Below are 784 nucleotides of genomic sequence, written 5' to 3'. Positions count from 1 at the left end.
GACCTATCTCGCCTGGCTCGACCTCACCGGCGTCGGCCTCGGCGACGACCCTGCGGGTGAGGTGCTGCGCCGCGCTCGCGTCGCCCTCTCCCCCGGGCCCATCTTCGGCTGTGGTGGGGACGGACATGCTCGGCTCAACTACGCCACGTCACCCGAGATCCTCCGCGACGCGGTCGGCCGGATCGCGAGCATCCTTGAGTGACGAGGAGTCCGGGCCCCCGCTCGTCGCGCTCGTCGTCGGCCCGCACGGGGCGTATGCCGTGGGGCCGGGTGTCGACGAGGCGTGGCCGCTCGGCGACCTGACGCGCCGCTTCGTCGAGGCCACGGAGCGTCTCGGACCGCGATGGGTCGTGTGGTCGGCCGCGGCGACGCTGCGGGGTGTCGTCGGCGCAGGCGTCGAGGTGTCGCGCACGTGGGACCTCGCAGAGGCACACCGCATCGTCCACGGCGGCTGGTGGGCCACACCGGGCCACGTCGTCGCGGGCTGCCGCGGGCTCGACGAGGCCACCGTCCCGGCGCCACGCGCGGCCCGTCTGCGCGGTTTCGACGGCGACCTCTTCGACGTCGCCGCCGGGGCCGACCTGGACCTGCTCACCCCCGACGGCCACCTCCGGGCCGACGCCCTGGGATGGGCGACGGACGAGACGAGGCTGCGCGAGCTCGCGGTGCTGGCACTCGACTGCCAGCAGGCACAACGCGTGGCTCTCGGTCGCATCGGAGGCCAGCACGTCGCTCGCCTCCAGCGCACCGTGTGGTCCGAGTCCGCAGCCGCCGTGCTCTGCCT

The 784-nt window shown here is 74.5% G+C and carries 2 pseudogenes; both read left to right on the top strand.

Going from position 1 to position 784, the window contains the following annotated elements:
* Positions 1–202, top strand: a pseudogene (locus AC1DP0_RS22355) (pyridoxal phosphate-dependent aminotransferase); the annotation flags it as partial.
* Positions 195–784: pseudogene (locus AC1DP0_RS22350) on the top strand (DNA polymerase); the annotation flags it as partial. The pseudogenes AC1DP0_RS22355 and AC1DP0_RS22350, both read left to right, overlap by 8 nt.

Source organism: Terrabacter sp. P5_B1, assembly GCF_056400505.1.
This window is presented reverse-complemented; position numbering and strand designations above follow the sequence as displayed.